Genomic DNA, 18537 nt, shown 5'->3' with positions numbered 1-18537 from the left:
CTCTTCGCCATGCTCCGAGACGGAACCCTCTACCAGGAGCCGGAACCACGAAACCACCCCGCAGCGGCTTGACGAAAACCATAGAGGCACCCCCCGATGGCAGCCCAGCGCTACCATCACGGCAAGTTTACTCCTGAGCAACCATCCTCCGGGGGCCGGGGGGTGGAGGACGCAACGATCGTTTGTCCGTGCCGCTCTTAAAGACCAGTGACAGTTCCGTCAATTGATAGTCGGGCTGGGTCCGGTTCATTCACATAAATTTGCGGCGGGGTCCATGTGGCTTGAAGTCGGCGTGCACCTTGGTGTGCGGGACCGAGGGCGAACGAGTCGATCCGCGCTGCGGATCCGTCGGTAATGAGTTGTTCGGTGAACAGTAGTCGCGCGATCGGACGCAGAACGCTGTCGTCAAAACCAGATCCCCGTAAAGGGGCCAAGGGATCAGTTGGACGTGCGAGCCACCTAGCTTGCTCGCCGAGCGTAGAAGTTCCGAAGAGGCCGTCGGACAGTGCGCGACGTGCCACTTCATCGGCAGAAATACCATTGAGTGCAGTTCGCATGTGCGACGATCGCCGCTCCTGAGCTACCAGCGTCAGACGCTCCTCGTGCGCAATGGTCGAGATTGTTCGAGTTGATAGCTCGGCCAGCTGCACCGACAGAGCTTCAGTGGGAGAGGCAAAGGCGACGCCGCTGGCCCGGCCGTCGCGCAGACGCACCAACTCGGCATGCACTGCATCACTTCGCACGTCGGCCGTGATCGAGATCGTCCTACCGTCACTGGTGATCTCACGTGCCCGGAAGAGTACTCGCCCAACGCGCACCCATGGTGCCAGCTCCTCAGCTGCCAGATCCTTTAGCCGCCGAATTACTCGCTGTTGTAAATCTGCTGGATCGCTCCAAGAACTGGTCGTATAAAGGTTGCGGGCACCCTGAATGAGATCGCGTTGTGCGCCGTCCATCTCGCCAGATGCCTCGCCATGTACAAACAGGCAGAGCCTCAGTCCGTTGCGTTCGGCTTCTCTATACTCAGCATGGGTCGCTGAGTATCCGTCGGACATGCGTACGCCGTAACGGGGTCCCCACATGCCTATATAAACCTCGGAGCTGCGCACCCCCGCCAGATAAGCCTGATCTGCGGACACATCCAAAGGACCTAAATCCTCGAACATCACCGGCGTCGCGCCGATGGTCTCGATTGCTGCACGGACTGCTGAGCGTTCCTGGGGCATGTCGGTAATGAGACTCGAAACGAACACCCGTCGCCCGCTAGCCCACGCCTTTACATCTTGTTCGGAGGCAGTCAAAGATGCCGAGCGTTGATCAACCAGCAACGAAGCGTCAGTCATGCCCCAAGTTCACCACAGTGGTACGCCGTTTACACTTTGGCAAGCGAACCAATGGTCACGTTCAATCTCAATTCGTTGCTGAGCAAGTCAATCCCGACCCAGAAAGGATCCTCGTGCGGGCTGTGGACGTTGCAGCAATAACGAGCGAGCAACTGCAGTCTGAACAGGCCATCGCAATTTCACAGCAAATGCAACCGTGCTTCACCCTGGGTCAGATCATAGAAGAAGAGCATCTCGAACCACTCCCCGGTTGCATCGGGCGCGAGGATGCACATGATCGGTGCGGGACATTGGCTCTCGGGCGACTTGGCAATTAAGTTCAGAAGCGCTAGGTCGGTCTTGCTGGGACAGGGGAGACCTTGGGGATGAGTGTGCCAATCTCCAAGGTATGCAAGGGTGTCTTGAGACCCACTGAACAGTTCATCTATCCGTTCGTACTGCCAGTCGCGATCGGGAGTGAATGTACTGCGCTGGTGGTGGGCGTTCGGGCCAGGCCCAATCGCGTGAGTGATGTGGATGAAGTCTTTTTGACAGTGGCCGAGGAGGATGCCCCCAGTTTCGTTGGGAAATGCAGCATCGGCTTCCTGGATGATGTCGAGTTTTGTGTGTGCGTCCCACCGCACCTTTTTTCGCGTCTCGATTATGCGACCTCGTGATTTCCGCACTTCGTGTGCCGAGAGACTTGGAAGCCCTGCCATGTTGGCGGAATCGGTCTGCCACCAGGTTCACGAAGGCTAAGGATGTGTGCGTCGTAACCGTCTTCAGGGTAGCCGCCTACCGTTGATCTCATAAGGGCACCAACTATCACTCTTGCAGCCTGAAGTGCTATCACCGACAGGTCAAATCCAGTGCCTGTGAAGGTTGGAGAGGCACAACCCGCAGGTTGTATAAGTCCTCCGTGAACTACGGGCGGTTCAGGTATCGAGCCGGTGTTTTGATGCCATTGGAAGCATCCGAAACAGCCTTCAGCTGCGGGATCTATCTTGACAACGCTGCCCCCGGCGATTCCTGGCGAACCCTCTAGTGCCACCCACATGGTCCCCAGATCTTGGGCAAGGAGGCTTGAGTATTGTTGCACGCCAACTTCCACTGTTGCGTCTACGACCACATCGACTGAGTTGAACACCGTAGCGAGGAACTCTGTTTCTGTCTGGCCCTCGATCAGAGATGCCAGTCCAATATGGAGTTTCTTGGCCGTAGATCGGGCATAGGGATTTATTTGGTGGATACGGTGAGCCATCGCTGAGCTTTTGTCTGTGCAGATTGTGTCTAGAGCGCCAGCATGTCGGGCCAGGTTTCCTGGCTCCAAAGTGTCCTCATCGAGCAAATAGAACTCGCCCACTCCCGCGCGCGCTAAATGTTCCACGACCATACTGCCGATAGCACCGCATCCGAGGACTGCAACCTTTTTTGTTTCCAGTCCATGAGTTTCGGGGGCTCTAAAAGTGAGATCAGAATGACCTGCTCGATAGGCGCGAACTAGTCGGTGTGAATCGGAGCTTTTGAGCGGGGTGGGAGCCCCCTTGCCTCTGCCCTTCTTCTGCAGGAAGCCCCCAGGCTCCTTAACGACAAGGATCCAGCCCATGCCAGTGACATCTGCACCGTGCTCTTCGGGAAAACCAACTGCCAGAACCTCTAGTGGCACATTGTTATGTCGCGGAAAAACTGGACAAGCCTCCCGCGCGATCTGCCATATCTCTTTTGCGTCGTTAGTGGCAGGAGGTTTGTCCAAGGTGACCCATCGACCCCTTATCGTGGTGGGCGGGTAAGGGTCAAAGGCGGCGTGTAGCTCTTTAGGGGCTTGGTAGACCAGATCTGCACCCTTCCACATCTGGTTCAGAATAACGAGCAGCCGCTTTGCAGGACCATTGCTTTGGGTAAAGGACGCTTCAAGTTCTCCTGAGGCCCCAACAGGAAGATCCATACCGGCGGAATCGATCAGGAAACCAGCGGGTTCGGCGTAACTGTAATATGCGCTAAATGGTTCGCCCTGTTCGAACTCATCGATGCCTTGACCTGCCGTGGCCTGTCCGGCGGCTACTGCGCGCCTTAACTGATTGTCGAGTAGGCCGTCTAGATGCCAGTCCGGAATCCAATTTTCGGTGGACCGTTCAATGAGGCAAAGATCTTTTGAGAACGGGTGTTGGTGATGACCCATTGTCAGGTCCGACGTAGTTACCCTCGGGGGTAACAACGGGTACGAATCCGGAATAGTTATGGAAAGCGTAAGAGGACCAACCCCGGTTTTTTCCGCTGGAGCCAGGACGGTCAACACCCAAAGTTCCCCCTCCGGCGCGTCTTGTTTGAGGACACCGTAGCCGGCCTCTTGCAGTCGAAGGACTTCCTGCTGCAAGAGACCGTCCCGCAGTGAGCGGAGCTGCCGCATAGTTAACCGACCTTGCCCGGTTTCGGTGGGCGGGGCGGGAAGCCCGGATTGTTTGGGGTGTCGGGGTGCTCCGGGTGCTCTGGGTGTTGCGGATTTTCCGGTTTGTTGGGGTTTTCCGGTTTGTTGGGGTTTTCAGCCATAATTCAGTCCTTATCTGTGTACGGCGCGTTGAAACACGTGCCTGGTCACAGTCTTGCCTAAGGGGCTGACAATTTGGCGGAGGCGAAGCAAAATCGCGTCGTTCCTAGCGCCCGACGGCTTTCTACTGGGTTCGTTGGACGATGCGGTATAGGGTGCTCGGCGCGACCTTGAATCGGCCGTGGGGTGTTGTCCTCTCTTATATTCGAAACGGTCGAACGGGTTCAGCGTCGGAGTGTCGGAGGCCCAAAGTATGCTGAACGTGCAAAGCGAAGGTCTGCACAAGGGGGAGCAATGAAGCTGACATCGTTCCGGGTTCGCCGGTACAAGAACGTGTTGGACTCGACGGAGGTGTCGGTGGAGTCAGACGTAACAACTTTGGTCGGCATGAACGAGTCGGGAAAGTCGACGATGCTGGACGCCCTGTACAGGTTGAATCCGGTCTACGGCGACACATTCGTCGAGCGCGACGACTACCCGCGCTGGCGGTGGAAGCGCGACGGCAGGAAAGAAGACCTCTCGGTGGTTTCGCCAATCGAAGCGACTTTTCTGCTGGACGAAAATGACCTAGAAGCGTTCCGCGACGCACTAGGTGAGGGCGTCGTCACTCGGGAGACCGTGACCGTCGGACGGCGCTACAACGGCAGCCTCTGGATAGGGGTGTCGGTCGACGAGCCCCGGTTCCTGAAGAACGTGCTCACGGATCATCCAGAGGCCGAAACCCTTCTGGAGGTGCACGCCACCGTCACATCGCTCAAGGAGGCCCTCGCCTCCAAGCCCAAGCCTGCGCCGGCCGTCGTCGAAGCAGCGGAGGATGCCGAAGAGGACGCAGACGAGAACGCTGCTGCCGCCGGCGAGGCGTTGCGGAGGATCACGTCCCTGATTGGCGATGCAGAGGACGTGGGGGCGATCGCCAGGGAGACTGTGCGGTCGCGGATGCCGAAGTTTTTCCGCTTCGCGTCATACCAGAACCTTGAGGGCCGCGTGGACGTCGCCGCTCTGCGAACTCTTGAGAACGAGCAGCCCGGTGCGTCGCCGAAGCAGACGGCCCGCGCGCTGCTCCGGCTGGCCGACACCGACATCGACTCCGTGACTGACGCAGAATTCGAGTCGCGCACCGCGGAACTCGAGGCCGTGTCCAGCGACCTCTCCCGCGAGATGGCCGAGTACTGGAGCACGAATCCCGAACTGCGGATCAAGGTGGAGATCGAACCGGAGACCGTTGCAGCTTCGAACGGCCAGACGAGCATCGTGCGCTACCTCAACTTCCGCGTCGAGGATCGCAAGCACGATTTCACGAACAATTTCTCCCTCCGGTCGTCGGGTTACCAGTGGTTCTTCTCCTTCCTCGCGGCCTTCAGCGAATTCGAGGACCGCGACGACGTGGTGATCCTGCTCGACGAGCCCGCGTTGACGCTCCACGCGAAGGCGCAGCGTGACTTCCTGCGCTTCATCAACAAGCGACTCGCCCCGGTCGGGCAGGTCATCTACACGACGCATTCGCCTTTCATGGTCGAGGAGATCGAGCGCGTGCGCGTTGTGGAGGACCGCGGCGAGGACGTCGGTTCCGTGACGTCCTCGGATGCCCTGGAGGTCGGCGAGGACAGCGCGTTCCCCCTGCAGGCCGCCCTCGGCTACGATCTCTCGCAGAACCTCTTCATCGGGGAGCGGAATCTGCTGGTCGAGGGCCCGTCGGACCTGGCGTACCTCGACGTGATCGGTCGTTATCTTCGTGATCAACGGCGTGAAGGACTCGACGAGCGGTGGCGGATCCTCCCAGCCGGAGGGGCGTCGAACGTGCCTGCGTTCGTCTCCCTGCTCGGGCAGAAGGTGTCAGTGACCGTGCTCCTCGACTCCGGCACGGAGGGCGGCGGGAAGGTCGAGGCCGCGATCAAGGCGAACAAGATCGCCGGCAAGCGGGTCGTGTTCGTCGGATCCGTGCTGGAGCAGAAGCACAGCGACATCGAAGACCTGTTCACCGCGGGCGACTACCTCGAGCTGTACAACGAGGCCTTTGGCACCTCGCACAAGGTGGGTGGTCTGGCTAAACATCCCGACCGCCTGATCCTGAGGTTGGAGGCGTTGGATGGCAAGTTCGATCACTGGCGTCCGGCGGAGATACTGCTCCGCAACCCCGCCAAGGTCGAGAAGCTCTCGCAGACCACGCTGAGCAACTTCGAGAACCTGGCTCGGAGGATCAACAAGACGCACGCGTGAGTCATAACCCTTGTGACAGAGGGGTACGCAATTGCCGCCGGGTTGCCTATGCACGCCCTTCCAAGCGGGCCGTGCTTTGGGCCTTATGCCACCCATCTCCCTTCTCAACGTTCGTCAGTCAATCTCCTATCAAATGGACTCCCGCTAAGGAGTCGCTGTCCACTCACGAACGGAAAAATGGGTTTGATCGTCCGCCAGTTCCACCATTGGATAGCACGAAGACGCCGTTGACCAGCGAAAACGCTGCTCTAAAGAGACCCACCTCATGGTTTAACTTTCACTGGGGCCAACTGCAGCCTGGTCCTGGGGGCGCTGCTGGTGCTGTGCAGGCGGTTCCGGCTGCCACGCGTTGCCGCTGCAGCCTGCGCCCTCACGGGCCTGGCCCTCTTCGTGGTCCTGGTGGGACCCGATGCCAGTGTCCTACGCGCAGCACTGATGGGCGCCATCGGTGTCGCCTCCCTCGCCGGCGGCCGCTCTGGACGCGGGCTGAGCTTCCTGTGCCTGGCTGTCATCGCCCTGCTGCTGACCGATCCCGGGCTGGGCTCAAGTTACGGATTCCTGCTGTCCGTCCTGGCCACCTTGGGGATCATCCTTCTGGGGCGCAGGTTCGTCGACTGGATCCCGGCACCGGTGCCACGGTGGATGGCAGCAGCCGTGACGGTCCCGTTGTCCGCCCAGCTGCTGTGCGGCCCCGTCATCATCCTCCTGCAGCCGCAATTCGCAACGTATTCCCTGCTGGCCAACGTGGTTGCCTCACCCCTGGTGGCGCCCGTGACCCTCCTCGGCACGGTGGCGGTGCCCCTGGTAGTCCTGCTGCCGTGGGCAGCAGCGGCACTGATCGCCGTGGCCGGACTGTTCAGTGCCGGCGTCGCTGCCATAGCCAGGTTCGCCGCACAGTTGCCCGGCTCCGCTCTTCCCTGGCCCGAAGGGGTTCCCGGGCTGGTCTCCATGGTGCTGATGTCCTTGGTGACAGTTGCCGCTGTATGGATGGCCACAGGGCCGGCCCGCCTCCTCCACAAGGTAACGGAGGCGCACGCCGCCACCATGACGCTGATAGAACTCGTGGAACTGCGGCTGCAGCGGCTTGCCGGGATGCACGGCTTGGACGGCGGGCGCAGACGTGGCAGGCTGGGATACTCCAATAAAACCTCCGGAAGGGACCGTCGATGGCCGCTGTGCAAAAGCGAGCAACCCGCTCCCCGGCATCGAATGCAGCATCCTGGCGGGACGCGGCCCCGGCCTCGATTGTGCTGGTCAGCGGCCCCGAGGAGTACCTGGGGATCCGGGCCATGGACAGCATCCGGTCCCGGGTCAGGGCCGCCGCGCCGGACGTCGAACTGAGCCGGATGAACGCTGCCGGTTATGAACCCGGAGCCCTGGCCATGCAGGTGAGCCCGTCGCTCTTCGGTGAAAGCAAACTGATCGAGGTCGAGGCTGTGGAGGGAATGAACGACGCTTTCCTGGCAGATGCGCTCACCTACCTGCAGCACCCGGAGCAGGACGCCGTCGTTGTGCTCCGGCATGCCGGCGGCAACCGGGGCAAGAAGCTCCTCGACGCCGTCAGGAAAGGCGGCTGGCCGGTGGTTGACTGCCAGCCGCTGAAGAAGGATTCAGACAAGGTGCAGTTTGTCACTGCTGAGTTCAAGGAGGCCGGGCGCCGCATCAACCACGAGGCCATCCAGGCGCTGGTGAACGCGGTAGGTGCAGACCTGTCCGAACTTGCTGCTGCCTGCGCGCAACTGATTGCGGACGCGGGCAGCACCGTCACCACCGAGACCGTGGACAAGTACTACGGCGGGCGGATCGAGGCCACGGCGTTCAAAGTTGCCGACGCAGCCATGGCCGGAAACGCGCCCCTGGCACTGTCAACGCTGCGCCACGCCCTTGCCACCGGTGCTGACCCCGTGCCACTGGTTGCCGCCTTGGCAGCCAAACTGCGCACCGTGGCCCGAGTGGCCGGTGCCTCCGGGTCATCCGCGCAGATCGCCGCGGAACTTGGAATGCAGCCCTGGCTTGTGGAGCAGGCACAGCGTGACGTGCGCCGCTGGACGCCGGATGGGCTGGTGCGCTCAATCCAGGCAACTGCCGAGGCGGACGCCCAGGTTAAAGGCTTGTCCCGCGACCCCGTCTACGCCGTCGAACATGCCGTGACCGTGATCGCCATGTCCGTCCAGGGCCGATAGCAGCGCCGGATGGGCTAAGCCGCCCGACGGCCGGGCTGCCGCGGAGTCCGGTGCGGCGCATACCAGGGCTTAAAAGGCGTCTGGCCGGTACCCAGGGGTACCGGCCAGACCATCAGTTCGTGGGAACTGGAAACCTTAGAGTGCGTTGACCTTCTTGGAGATCGCCGACTTGCGGTTCGCTGCGTTGTTCTTGTGCAGAACACCCTTGCTGACAGCCTTGTCCAACTTACGGCTGGCAGAAACGAGCGCAGTAGTAGCAGCTTCCTTGTCAGCGGACTCAACGGCGGTGTTGACGGCGCGGATGGCAGTCTTCAGCTCAGACTTGACTGCGTTGTTGCGCAGGCGAGCCTTCTCGTTGGTCAGGATGCGCTTCTTCTGGGACTTGATATTCGCCACGTGTGAACTCTCTTTGTAATGCGGAAATGGTCTAGAGGGCTTTCAGGCTGGCCTTGACTGAGCGGCGTGGGGATACCTATGGCGGCCAACCATCAGTGACCGTCGACCTGCACGGACACACAGCAATAAAGAATAGCAGGTCAGTGGCGGGACTGGCCATTTACGCCGGTCAGGACCAGCCGTGTCTCCGGCGCAGCCCTGCCGCCACCTTTTCGAACCGCGTACCGTCCAGCACCGCCCCTTCCCGCCGGATGCTTTCCGGGCGGAGCTGCAGGACGCGGTCCAGCCGCACCTCGCTGGCCCTGCCCTGCTTGTCCCAGCCGCCTGCGCCAAGATCCACGTACCCGTCCGACGCGGTTCCGGCCGGGATCCTGTCCCTGCTGGTCATCATCAATGCCAGGAGGTAGGGGCCGTTGCGCCCCACCAGCAGGACCGGCCTGTCCTTCCCCCTGCTGTGGTCCTCCTCGTAGGGAACCCAGGCCCACACAACTTCGCCGGGGTCCGGATCCCCGTCAGGCTGCGGCGCGTACCGGACCGTGGCACGGCCAAGGTAGTCGCCGGGGTAGCCGGCACCTGCGGACCCACCTGTTATACCGCCGGTTCCTGCCAGTGGACGGCGGTACCTGTCGGGGGCGGGGGCAGCGGACTGCCCGGTCTGCAGCATCCGCAGACCGCGGCGCACTGCCTTTTGAAGGGAACGGAGATTCAGGGCCATCCCGAAAGCCTAGGCGGCTGTCCACCTGAACCCCGAATAAGCTCCGGCCGCGATGCGGTGGCGGTGTCCCGGACGTGGGACACTGGACGTTGAAGATGTGTGGCTGGCCCGCAGGCGCGTTTTGTGTGCCTGGCGGATGGCTGCAGAAAAGCCAACAGTAAGGACCCTGCGTGTCTCCCATGGCCCGCACCGCACCGGTGCCCGCCGCGACAGATCCGGCAATTATTCGGAACTTTTGCATCATCGCGCATATTGACCACGGCAAGTCCACCCTGGCTGACCGTATGCTGCAGTCAACCGGGGTGGTCCAGGCGCGCGACATGAAGGCCCAGTACCTGGACCGGATGGACATCGAGCGCGAACGCGGCATCACCATCAAATCCCAGGCGGTCCGCATGCCGTGGGAGGTGGACGGCGTCAGCTATGCGCTGAATATGATCGACACCCCGGGGCACGTGGACTTCACCTATGAGGTGTCCCGTTCCCTGGCCGCGTGCGAGGGCGCCATCCTGCTGGTGGACGCAGCCCAGGGTATCGAGGCCCAGACCCTCGCGAACCTGTACCTTGCCATGGAAAACAACCTTGCCATCATCCCGGTGCTGAACAAGATCGACCTGCCGGCAGCGCAGCCTGAGAAGTACGCAGCCGAGCTGGCCAGCCTGATCGGCGGCGACCCCGAGGACGTCCTGCGGGTCTCGGGCAAGACCGGCATGGGCGTCGAAGCCCTCCTGGACAAGATCGTCCGCGACCTGCCGGCACCGAAGGGCGACCCCGATGCGCCGGCCCGTGCCATGATCTTCGACTCGGTCTATGACACCTACCGCGGCGTGGTGACCTATGTGCGCGTGGTGGACGGCATGCTCCACCCGCGTGAACGCATCCAGATGATGTCCACCAAGGCCTCGCACGAACTCCTGGAAATCGGCGTCAGCTCTCCGGAACCCACCCCCTCCAAGGGCCTCGGAGTGGGCGAAGTGGGCTACCTGATCACCGGGGTAAAAGACGTCCGGCAGTCCAAGGTGGGTGACACTGTCACCAACCTTGCCAAGCCCGCTGCCGAATCGCTCCCCGGCTACGCCGATGCCAAGCCCATGGTGTTCTCAGGCCTGTACCCGCTGGACGGTGCCGATTACCCGGTACTCCGCGACGCCCTCGAAAAGCTCATGCTCAATGATGCAGCCCTGGTGTACGAGCCGGAGACCTCGGCTGCACTGGGCTTCGGGTTCCGGGTGGGGTTCCTGGGTCTCCTGCACCTGGAGATCACCCGCGAACGCCTGGAGCGCGAGTACAACCTCGACCTCATCTCCACCGCACCGAACGTTGAGTACGAGGTGACGTTGGAGGACAAGAAGGTGGTCCGCGTTACCAACCCCAGCGAGTACCCCACGGGCAAGATCGCCGAGGTACGCGAGCCCATGGTCTCCGCCACCATCCTGGCCCCCAACGAGTTCGTGGGCGCCATCATGGAACTGTGCCAGTCACGCCGCGGCGTCATGAACGGCATGGACTACCTTTCCGAGGACCGGGTGGAAATCCGCTACCGCCTGCCGCTGGCGGAAATCGTGTTCGACTTCTTCGACATCCTCAAGTCGAAGACCCGGGGCTACGGCTCCCTGGACTGGAAGGCCGACGGTGAGCAGGTTGCCGACCTTGTGAAGGTCGACATCATGCTCCAGGGCGAACAGGTGGATGCCTTCAGTGCCATCACGCACCGGGACAAGGCCTACGCCTACGGTGTGATGATGACCGGCAAGCTTCGCGAACTCATCCCGCGGCAGCAGTTCGAGGTGCCCATCCAGGCCGCCATCGGTTCCAGGATCATCGCCCGCGAAAGCATCCGGGCCATCCGCAAGGATGTGCTGGCCAAGTGCTACGGCGGTGACATCTCGCGTAAGCGCAAGCTGCTGGAGAAGCAAAAAGAAGGCAAGAAGCGCATGAAGATGGTGGGTACCGTGGAGGTGCCGCAGGAAGCGTTCATCGCCGCCCTCACCACCGACGAATCAAAGGACAAGGCCAAGAAGAAGTGACCACCGCACTGCGGGGAGCGCGCTGATGCCCAGCGTGCTTCCCCTCGGCGACCCGGCGCCGTCGGACGGTCTGCTGCCTGCCCAGGCGGCGGACGGTGCGGCGGCCCGGGCCTTTGGCCTGTACGTCCACATCCCGTTCTGTGCCGTGCGCTGCGGGTACTGCGACTTCAACACCTACACCGCCACGGAACTGGGCGGCGGTGCGTCACAGGATGCGTACGCGCAGACCGCTGTATCGGAAGTGGCCCTGGCAGCCAAGGTGATGGCACGGTCCGGGCTGCCGGAGCGGAAGCTCGGCACTGTCTTTTTCGGTGGCGGCACGCCCACCCTGCTGCCGGCTGATGACCTCGCCCTGATCCTTCGCGCTGCCATTGACCAGTGGGGCATCGAGGACGGCGCCGAGGTCACCACCGAAGCCAACCCCGATTCGGTCACCCCCGAATCCCTCGCCGTCCTCAAGGAGGCGGGCTTCACCAGGGTTTCCTTCGGCATGCAGTCCGCCGTCCCGCACGTGCTCAAGGTCCTGGACCGCACCCACACGCCCAGCAGGGTTCCGCAGGTGGTGCAGTGGGCGCGGGAGGCCGGACTGGATGTCAGCCTGGACCTGATTTACGGCACTCCGGGGGAGTCGCTCGCAGACTGGCGACACTCCCTGGAGACTGCCCTGTCCTACCGGCCGGACCACATCAGCGCCTACGCCCTGATTGTCGAGGACGGCACCAAGCTGGCAGCGCAGATGCGGCGCGGCGAGGTTCCGGGAATTGACGACGACGACCACGCCGACAAGTACGAGCTCGCCGACCAGCTCATCACCGCAGCCGGACTCGGCTGGTACGAGGTCAGCAACTGGGCGCGGAGTCCGGAGCATGCTTGCCGGCACAACCTGGCGTACTGGCGCGGTGACGACTGGTGGGGGATCGGCCCAGGCGCCCACTCGCACATGGGCGGGGTGCGCTGGTGGAATGTCAAGCACCCGTCCGCGTATGCAAACAGGCTTTCCCAGGGGCTCTCACCGGCCGCGGGCCGGGAAACCCTGGACGCGGAAACCCGGAACCTGGAGCGGGTGATGCTGGAGGCTCGCCTGCAGTCAGGGCTGGACATGTCCACGCTTAGCGCAGCGGGACGGCACCAAGTGGCCGGGCTTATCGCTGACAGCCTGGTGGAACCTGCTGCCGCCTTCAAGGACCGCCTGGTCCTCACGCTCAAAGGCCGGCTCCTGGCGGACGCAGTAGTCCGGCGGATACTGCCCGACTGACTGGGCCCACGCCCGTCGGGTCCGCCCCGTGGGGCCGGTGGCCCCGCGGGAGGCTCGGCTACTTAATCCAGCGCAGGTTGTACTGGTAGCGGTGCGGCTGGCCCTTGTTGACGTGGATGCCCGCGGCCACGGAGAAGCACGTGAGCGCAACCCAGATCAGGGTGGCGATGACCGCGAAGATGTTCCCCACGTAGGGAATGAACACCAGGATGTTGGCCAGCACCGCGGCGATGGTGGGCGGCAGGCTGAAGTTCAGGGCTTCCTTGGACTCCTGGGCGGTGAACGGCCCGCGGTCGCGGAAGATCAGGTAGATCAACAGGGAGGGCACGCATCCCAGGATCCCCCCGAAGTGCGCCAGGGTTGCCCACTGGCGGTCTTCGCTGGCCGTCAGCGGCAGGGCATTGGCGGGGACGCCATGGTACTCGGAACGGCCCTGGCCGTCCCTGTGATCACGCGCGTTTTCTGCCACAGTCGTTTTCCTTCGGGGTGCAAGTGGTGCTGACAACTACCAAGAATACTGGCTTTCGGGGCCGTGCCGCCCGTCAGGGCACGGTGAGGAAGTCAATGACCTCCTCAACGCGGCCCAGCAGCGATGCTTCGAGGTCCGCGTAGGTGCGGACGGCGCCCAGCAACTTCTGCCACCCCAGTCCGACGTCTTCCTTCGTGGCGTGGGGCCAGCCGAAGGCTTTGAGGATGCCCGTCTTCCAGTCCTGCCCCCGGGGCACGGCGGGCCACTTGTCGATCCCCAGGACAGCAGGCCGGATCGCCTGCCACACGTCCACGTAGGGGTGCCCCACGATCAGGACGTTGCCGGCAGCGCCGGGGGAGGCCATAACGGCGTCCGCGATGCGGGATTCCTTGGAATCGGGAACCAGATGGTCAACCAGGACCCCGAGCCGCCGGCCCGGACCGGGCCTGAAGTCCGCGACGGCTGCAGCCAGGTCGTCGATGCCATGCAAAGGTTCGACGACGATGCCCTCCACGCGCAGGTCGTCACCCCAGACCTTTTCCACCAGTTCGGCGTCGTGCTTGCCTTCCACCCAGATCCGGCTTGCCTTCGCTACCTGTGCGCGTTGGCCTTCCACGCGTACTGATCCCGAGGCAGTCCTGCCGGCGGCCGGACCACCGGCAGCGGGTTTCGGCGCCGGCGGCATCAGCCGGATGGGCTGGCCCTCGAGGAGGAAGCCGAAGCCGAGCCGGAAGGACCGGGATTTTCCCCTCCGGTCCTCCAGCGCAACCACATGCATCCCGCCGGATTTCTCCACGCGGGTGACGGCTCCTACCCACCCGGACTGCACTTCCTCGAGCACCATGCCCCGCTCCACGGGCACTTCGGGCAGTTCCGTCCGGTTTGTAGTGGAAATGCCGCGAGGCCCCCAGTTCTGGTAATCCATGGAATCGATCCGCCTAGCGCTAGGTCCTTCCTCCGGAATTTCGCCCGGAGCGGTACCAATGCTAACAACGGGCCAAGGCATAATAGACTGTTAGCACTTAGGCATGTCGAGTGCTAACCCTTGCGTTGCACCGGGCGGGGCATGTACCCGGACCATGGATGGAGGTGGAGAGTGAGCGAGCCACGCAAACTGGAAGTACTGCGGGCCATCGTGGAGGACTACGTCCACTCCCGCGAGCCGGTCGGGTCTAAAGCCCTGGTGGAGCGGCATCATCTTGGCGTTTCCAGTGCCACGATCCGCAATGACATGGCAGCCCTGGAGGATGAGGGGCTGATTACGGCCCCCCACACCAGTGCCGGGCGGATTCCCACGGACAAGGGCTACCGGCTTTTCGTCGACCAGATCTCCGCGGTGAAGCCACTCTCGGCACCTGAACGCCGCGCCATCCAAACCTTGCTCGAGGGTGCCGACGATCTCGACGACGTGCTGGACCGCACCGTCCGGTTGCTGTCCCAGCTGACCAACCAGGTGGCGGTCGTGCAGTATCCGCACCTGAGCAGGGCACTTGTCCGCCATATCGAATTCGTCCTGCTTGCCCCCCGGAAGGTCCTGGTGGTCCTCATCGCCAACAGCGGCAAAGTGGAGCAGCGGGTCATCGACGTCGGGCAGGACCTTGGTGACGAAACGGTGGCAGCCCTGCGCACCCGGTTCCTTGGGGCTCTGGGCGGAACACGCTTGAGCCACCTGGCGCAGGCGCTGCCCGCGGTGGTGGCGGCAACTCCCCATGCGCAGCGCCAGGCAGCCCATGCCCTGGCCCTGGGCCTGGAGGGGCTGGCCCAGAGCAGCCGGGAAGACCGCATGGTCATGGCCGGAACCGCCAACCTCGCCAGGTCCAATGTGGACTTCCCCCTGAGCATCGGTCCGGTGCTCGAGGCGCTGGAGGAACAGGTGGTGATGCTGCGGCTGTTGAGCGAAATGGCCCAGGACCACCGTGGCGTGGCCGTCAGCATCGGAAGGGAAAACCCGTATGACGGCCTTGCGGAAGCCTCCGTGGTGGCCACCGGCTACGGCCCGGACAGCGCCGCGAAAGTAGGCATCCTGGGCCCCACTCGGATGGACTACCCCACCACCATGGCCGCCGTCAGGGCAGTGGCCCGTTACCTGTCCAGGATTCTGGGGCCCTGACTCTTTGCAGCCGGAGCATGCTCGGGCTGGCCATCAAAGCAGCCAGGGTGCCCAACTGAACGCAGTACAAGAAGGAAGAGACACGAACTTTGAGCAGCCACTATGACGTCCTTGGAGTCTCACCCGAAGCAACGGGGGAAGAGATCAAAAAGGCCTACCGCAAGCTGGCCCGCACCCTCCACCCGGATGTGAACCCCGGGGAGGACGCTGCAGAACGCTTCAAGGCCGTAACCCACGCATACGAAGTCCTTTCCGATCCCCAAAAGCGCAGGATCTACGACACCACCGGCAACGAGAACGGAACGGACAACGGGTTCGGTGGCGGCGGGTATGCCGGCCAGGGGTTCGCCTTCCAGGACATCTTCGACACCTTCTTCGGCGCCGGCGGCAGCACCGGACCCGCTTCACGCGTCCGCCGCGGCCAGGACGCGCTCATCAGTGTCCGCATCGACCTTCGGGACGCCGTGTTCGGGGTCAACAAGAAGCTTGAAGTGGACACCGCGGTGGTATGCCCCACCTGTGACGGATCCTGCTGCCGCCCCGGCACCCAGCCTGAACGCTGCGACATCTGCGGCGGCAGCGGCCAGGTGCAGCGGGCCGTCCGCTCCATCCTGGGGCAGGTCATGACCGCAGCACCCTGCGGCACCTGTGAAGGATTCGGCACGGTCATCAAGGACCCCTGCAACGAATGCAGCGGCCAGGGCCGCGTCCGCAGCCGCCGTTCCCTGACCATCAAAGTTCCCGCCGGAGTCGCAACCGGAACCCGGATCCAGCTGTCCGGGCAGGGCGAAGCCGGTCCCGCCGGCGGTCCCGCCGGCGACCTGTACGTCGAGATCCGGGTTAATAACGATGCCACCTATGTACGCGAGGGCGACGATCTGCATGCCACCCTGCACATTCCCATGACAGCGGCGGCACTGGGCACGGATGTCAGCCTGGAGACCTTCGACGGTACCCAGGAAATTGACGTCAAGCCCGGTACCCAGTCCGGTGAAATCATCACCCTCCGCGGGCTGGGCGTCACCCACCTGAGGGGTTACGGCCGCGGCGACCTGAAGGTCCATCTCCAGGTGGATACCCCGGCCAAACTCGATGCCGCCCAGGAAGACCTTCTGCGCCAACTGGCCAAACTGCGTGGAGAACAGATCACGGAAGGCAAGCTGGCGGCCAGCGGCGGCATGTTCGCGAAGCTCCGGGACCGGTTCGGTAACCTGTAGCGGTGAGCAATCCCGTCTTCTTCACGTCGCCCGGTTCGCTGGCCGGGATGCTGCCTGGGCATATTTTCGTGCTCGAGGGTGCGGAAGCACGGCACGCCGTTACCGTCAAACGGCTGTCCCCGGGCGAGGCGGTGGACATCGTCGACGGTGCCGGCGCCCGCATGACCGGGAAGGTCGTCTCCGCCGCCGCTTCCGGGATGGAGGTGGAGTGCGGTTCGCTGACAGTGGAAGAAAGGCCGGAGGTTCGGCTGGTGTTGGTCCAGGCGCTGGCCAAGGGCGACCGGGACGAGCTTGCCATCGAAACCGCCACCGAGCTGGGGATCGACGCCGTCATACCGTGGCAGTCCGAACGCTCCATTGTGCGCTGGAAAGGTGAACGGGCCGCCCGGGCGCACGCCAAGTGGGAGTCTTCGGTTGCCGCCGCCGCCAAGCAGGCGCGGCGGGCCTGGATCCCCGAGGTGCGGGCCGCCGTCGACACACCCGGACTATCCGCTGCGGTGGAGGCGGCAGACCTGGCTGTTATCCTGCATGAAGACGCCGTCCGCCCCCTCCGGACTGTCCTTGAGCAATGGCACTCCGGTGAGGGCGCCGGCCCCCGCGAAGTCCTCCTGATCGTTGGACCGGAGGGCGGGATCGGACCTCGCGAAGTAACGAAGCTCTGCGACAAAGGTGCCGTGACTGCCCTGCTGGGGCACCATGTCCTGCGCTCCTCCACGGCCGGGCCGGCCGCCGTCGTACTGGCCAGCGACATCCTCGGTCGATGGGCCGCTAGCGCACTTTGAAGGACCTGGTGTCCTCGTTCCGGTCCGGTTGGCCATCCTGGCCCGCCTGGGCCACCCTCAGTTCGTAGTCGCCCACGGGCAGGTTGAGGGCAACGGTAAAGGCGCCGGCCTGGGCCGGGTCCGTGGCCGCAGTGGTTTCGCCGGTCAGGAACGGTGCCTTGCTGCCGCCGTCCGTCGACTGCAGGATCTGCCAGTGGAGCTTGGACCCCGGAGAGGTGCTTCGTCCGGTGATCTTGACGCTGCCTGCCGGCACCTCGGTGTTCTCCTGGGGGTCGATGATCCAAACCGGTGCCACCAGGCCGGCAGCGCGGGTCATGAGGGACCCCAACTGGATCTTGCCGAACGCAACATAGTCCGTGTGGCCGTCCACCAGGATCCGGACGCGGATCTGCTGCCCCGCGTCGATAAGGCCCGAACTGGCAGCAGCAGCCGTTGCCGTGTAAATGAGCTGCTGGATGGCGCGGGCCGCCATGTCGGCGTCCAGGTTGCTGTTGAAGGCATCGGAGGAGACATCGACTGTGATGACGTCCTTGCCGGAAATGGACGTGGCAAGTTTGTCCGGGTTTTGCCACGGGGTGAAGAAGTCGGGATCCAGCGGCTTCTCCGACATCATGGCCCGCAGGGCCCGGGTGACCGGGTTCTCCTGCTCCGGGACGTCGCGGAATTCGCGGTACAGGAAGATGTTTCCGCCGCTGCGGCCGATCCAGTAGACCGGGGCCTTGTTGGAGGACTGGGTGGTTTCGAGCGGAGCGCTGGTGGCGGGAGCATCGGGCATGGTGCCGCCGGATGCGGGGACGGACGCGACAGTGGCTGCGGGCGAGGACCCGCCGTCGGCAGTGCAGCCCGCCAGAGCCGGAACCAGCACCAGGATCCCTGCCAGGACAGCCGGGCGCAGGCGGCCCTTGTATCGTCCTGCCCCGTAGGGCGCAGAGGTTACCGGCACAGTACTGCCCTTGTCCTTTCCTGGCATGGCGGGCCGATCCCCTGGCGGCCTGGTGTCCCAACAGATGCTGGATTTCCAGCATTGCACAGCGTTGCGCAACATCAGCCGCTGCCAGCCGCTTCCGGCACAACTGCAACGGGAACGATATGAGGCCGATATGAAGTTGATATCTAACGGCGGGCCCGGGCAGCCCTGGAAGGACCGTTTCACGCGGGAAGCAGCATCCCGGTATCGGGAGCCTCCAGGTGCTGGCGTAAGATAGAGGGACCGCTGGGCGCGGCGCTCCGGGCAACGGGAGCCGGCATCAGCAACAAAACTAATGACGTCGAACTTCGAGGGGACCACGGGCCTGCGGG

Annotated in this window: 17 protein-coding genes; 8 read left to right on the top strand and 9 right to left on the bottom strand. The window is 63.4% G+C overall.

Annotated elements, in window-relative coordinates; translation table 11 throughout:
- Positions 1-197 precede the first annotated feature (197 nt).
- The 4 genes from J2X98_RS20305 to J2X98_RS20290 form a co-directional block, all read right to left on the bottom strand.
- Complete coding sequence (locus tag J2X98_RS20305) at positions 198-1343, bottom strand: DUF4062 domain-containing protein (protein ID WP_307311870.1); 1146 nt, start codon at positions 1341-1343, stop codon at positions 198-200.
- Positions 1344-1522: 179 nt separating this feature from the next.
- A complete protein-coding gene (locus J2X98_RS20300) occupies positions 1523-1966 on the bottom strand; it encodes a Mov34/MPN/PAD-1 family protein (protein WP_307311867.1) in 444 nt (147 codons plus the stop codon).
- Between the two features lie 17 nt (positions 1967-1983).
- The gene (locus tag J2X98_RS20295; protein WP_307311863.1) at positions 1984-3696 is read right to left on the bottom strand and encodes a ThiF family adenylyltransferase; all 1713 of its coding nucleotides are present in this window, start codon (positions 3694-3696) and stop codon (positions 1984-1986) included.
- Between the two features lie 35 nt (positions 3697-3731).
- Positions 3732-3869 carry a hypothetical protein gene (locus J2X98_RS20290; protein ID WP_307311860.1) on the bottom strand — a complete coding sequence of 46 codons (138 nt, stop codon included), beginning with the start codon at positions 3867-3869 and terminating at the stop codon, positions 3732-3734.
- 292 nt (positions 3870-4161) lie between these two features.
- Between J2X98_RS20290 and J2X98_RS20285 the strand changes: the two genes are divergently transcribed.
- The 3 genes from J2X98_RS20285 to holA all read left to right on the top strand — a co-directional run bounded on the left by J2X98_RS20285 (position 4162) and on the right by holA (position 8267).
- A complete protein-coding gene (locus J2X98_RS20285) occupies positions 4162-6084 on the top strand; it encodes an AAA family ATPase (RefSeq protein ID WP_307311856.1) in 1923 nt (640 codons plus the stop codon).
- A gap of 318 nt (positions 6085-6402) precedes the next feature.
- On the top strand, positions 6403-7425 hold the full coding sequence (locus tag J2X98_RS20280) for a ComEC/Rec2 family competence protein (protein WP_373460935.1): 1023 nt from the start codon (positions 6403-6405) through the stop codon (positions 7423-7425).
- Positions 7374-8267 carry a DNA polymerase III subunit delta gene (holA, locus tag J2X98_RS20275; RefSeq protein ID WP_307311853.1) on the top strand — a complete coding sequence of 298 codons (894 nt, stop codon included), beginning with the start codon at positions 7374-7376 and terminating at the stop codon, positions 8265-8267. The genes J2X98_RS20280 and holA overlap by 52 nt, the downstream gene beginning before the upstream one ends.
- 135 nt (positions 8268-8402) lie before the next feature.
- Here the strand turns inward: holA and rpsT are convergent, their stop codons facing one another.
- The gene (gene rpsT, locus J2X98_RS20270) at positions 8403-8663 is read right to left on the bottom strand and encodes a 30S ribosomal protein S20 (RefSeq protein WP_018761400.1); all 261 of its coding nucleotides are present in this window, start codon (positions 8661-8663) and stop codon (positions 8403-8405) included.
- A gap of 169 nt (positions 8664-8832) precedes the next feature.
- The gene (locus tag J2X98_RS20265) at positions 8833-9378 is read right to left on the bottom strand and encodes a type II toxin-antitoxin system PemK/MazF family toxin (protein WP_307311851.1); all 546 of its coding nucleotides are present in this window, start codon (positions 9376-9378) and stop codon (positions 8833-8835) included.
- Positions 9379-9548: 170 nt separating this feature from the next.
- Here J2X98_RS20265 and lepA point away from each other — a divergent pair, with 170 nt between their 5' ends.
- Positions 9549-11405, top strand: a complete 1857-nt coding sequence (gene lepA, locus J2X98_RS20260; RefSeq protein ID WP_141941488.1) for a translation elongation factor 4 — start codon at positions 9549-9551, stop codon at positions 11403-11405.
- 25 nt (positions 11406-11430) lie between these two features.
- Positions 11431-12660 carry a radical SAM family heme chaperone HemW gene (gene hemW, locus J2X98_RS20255; protein WP_307311846.1) on the top strand — a complete coding sequence of 410 codons (1230 nt, stop codon included), beginning with the start codon at positions 11431-11433 and terminating at the stop codon, positions 12658-12660.
- Between the two features lie 58 nt (positions 12661-12718).
- Here the strand turns inward: hemW and J2X98_RS20250 are convergent, their stop codons facing one another.
- Entirely contained in the window at positions 12719-13129 is a 411-nt protein-coding gene (locus tag J2X98_RS20250) for a DUF4870 domain-containing protein (protein ID WP_141941485.1), read from the bottom strand.
- 73 nt (positions 13130-13202) lie between these two features.
- Positions 13203-14054, bottom strand: a complete 852-nt coding sequence (locus tag J2X98_RS20245; RefSeq protein WP_141941483.1) for a DUF3097 domain-containing protein — start codon at positions 14052-14054, stop codon at positions 13203-13205.
- 171 nt (positions 14055-14225) lie between these two features.
- On the opposite strand from J2X98_RS20245, the gene hrcA reads away from it, so the two are divergent.
- The 3 genes from hrcA to J2X98_RS20230 all read left to right on the top strand — a co-directional run bounded on the left by hrcA (position 14226) and on the right by J2X98_RS20230 (position 17238).
- Complete coding sequence (gene hrcA, locus J2X98_RS20240; protein WP_141941481.1) at positions 14226-15239, top strand: heat-inducible transcriptional repressor HrcA; 1014 nt, start codon at positions 14226-14228, stop codon at positions 15237-15239.
- An 89-nt stretch (positions 15240-15328) separates the two neighbouring features.
- A complete protein-coding gene (dnaJ, locus tag J2X98_RS20235; RefSeq protein ID WP_141941479.1) occupies positions 15329-16456 on the top strand; it encodes a molecular chaperone DnaJ in 1128 nt (375 codons plus the stop codon).
- 2 nt (positions 16457-16458) lie between these two features.
- On the top strand, positions 16459-17238 hold the full coding sequence (locus J2X98_RS20230) for a 16S rRNA (uracil(1498)-N(3))-methyltransferase (RefSeq protein ID WP_141941476.1): 780 nt from the start codon (positions 16459-16461) through the stop codon (positions 17236-17238).
- Here J2X98_RS20230 and J2X98_RS20225 read toward each other — a convergent pair.
- The gene (locus tag J2X98_RS20225; RefSeq protein ID WP_307311841.1) at positions 17225-18181 is read right to left on the bottom strand and encodes a GerMN domain-containing protein; all 957 of its coding nucleotides are present in this window, start codon (positions 18179-18181) and stop codon (positions 17225-17227) included. The genes J2X98_RS20230 and J2X98_RS20225 overlap by 14 nt on opposite strands.
- Positions 18182-18537: the final 356 nt, after the last annotated feature.

This window comes from Pseudarthrobacter enclensis (assembly GCF_030811655.1).
GTDB lineage: Bacteria > Actinomycetota > Actinomycetes > Actinomycetales > Micrococcaceae > Arthrobacter > Arthrobacter enclensis_A.
This window is presented reverse-complemented; position numbering and strand designations above follow the sequence as displayed.

Excerpts from the sequence above, each read along its gene's own strand:
- J2X98_RS20305 (WP_307311870.1), bottom strand. The coding sequence starts at position 1,343 with ATGACTGACGCTTCGTTGCTGGTTGATCAACGCTCGGCATCTTTGACT.
- J2X98_RS20290 (WP_307311860.1), bottom strand. The coding sequence starts at position 3,869 with ATGGCTGAAAACCCCAACAAACCGGAAAACCCCAACAAACCGGAAAAT.
- J2X98_RS20285 (WP_307311856.1), top strand. The coding sequence starts at position 4,162 with ATGAAGCTGACATCGTTCCGGGTTCGCCGGTACAAGAACGTGTTGGAC.
- holA (WP_307311853.1), top strand. The coding sequence starts at position 7,374 with ATGGACAGCATCCGGTCCCGGGTCAGGGCCGCCGCGCCGGACGTCGAA.
- J2X98_RS20265 (WP_307311851.1), bottom strand. The coding sequence starts at position 9,378 with ATGGCCCTGAATCTCCGTTCCCTTCAAAAGGCAGTGCGCCGCGGTCTG.
- hemW (WP_307311846.1), top strand. The coding sequence starts at position 11,431 with ATGCCCAGCGTGCTTCCCCTCGGCGACCCGGCGCCGTCGGACGGTCTG.
- J2X98_RS20245 (WP_141941483.1), bottom strand. The coding sequence starts at position 14,054 with ATGGATTACCAGAACTGGGGGCCTCGCGGCATTTCCACTACAAACCGG.